Genomic DNA, 579 nt, shown 5'->3' with positions numbered 1-579 from the left:
TAACAAGGTAGCCCTAGGGGAACCTGGGGCTGGATCACCTCCTTACCTATACGACTAACTCAATACCTAAAGTGCAGCGATGCATGTGAGTGTTCACACAGATTACTTGATAGAAGAAAGAGAAAGATATCGAAAGGTATTTTTGAGGATTTTGATTCTTAATCAAGGCACTTGATGAGTCTCGCAGGGAGTGTGCTTTAGCACATGACTGAGAAACGAAGAAAGTAACGCCGAGTAAGGGTTAAAAGACCAAAAAGAATGGGTCTGTAGCTCAGCTGGTTAGAGCGCACCCCTGATAAGGGTGAGGTCGGTGGTTCAAGTCCACTCTGACCCACCAAATCTTCATTTTATCTGCGTTAATTAAATACTCGTTTAGTAAACTAAACGTCACATTAAATTAACTTTTTAAAATTCGATTTGGCTTCGCCAATCTTATGATTGGATACTTGATATTAATCTCAACTGCATGTAAATGGGGCTATAGCTCAGCTGGGAGAGCGCCTGCCTTGCACGCAGGAGGTCTGCGGTTCGATCCCGCATAGCTCCACCATTTACACTTATCATGACGATAAGCTTATG

Annotated in this window: 2 tRNA genes; both read left to right on the top strand. The window is 43.0% G+C overall.

From position 1 onward, the window contains the following. Positions 1-260: 260 nt before the first annotated feature. Positions 261-337, top strand: a tRNA-Ile gene (locus H5114_RS20230). 137 nt (positions 338-474) lie between these two features. Continuing rightward, positions 475-550 (top strand) — tRNA-Ala (locus H5114_RS20225). Positions 551-579 lie beyond the last annotated feature (29 nt).

The organism is Shewanella sp. SR43-8 (assembly GCF_014163775.1).
Taxonomy (GTDB): Bacteria; Pseudomonadota; Gammaproteobacteria; order Enterobacterales; family Shewanellaceae; genus Shewanella; species Shewanella vesiculosa.
The sequence above is the reverse complement of the archived record's forward strand: the minus strand, read 5'-3'. Positions and strand labels throughout refer to the sequence as shown.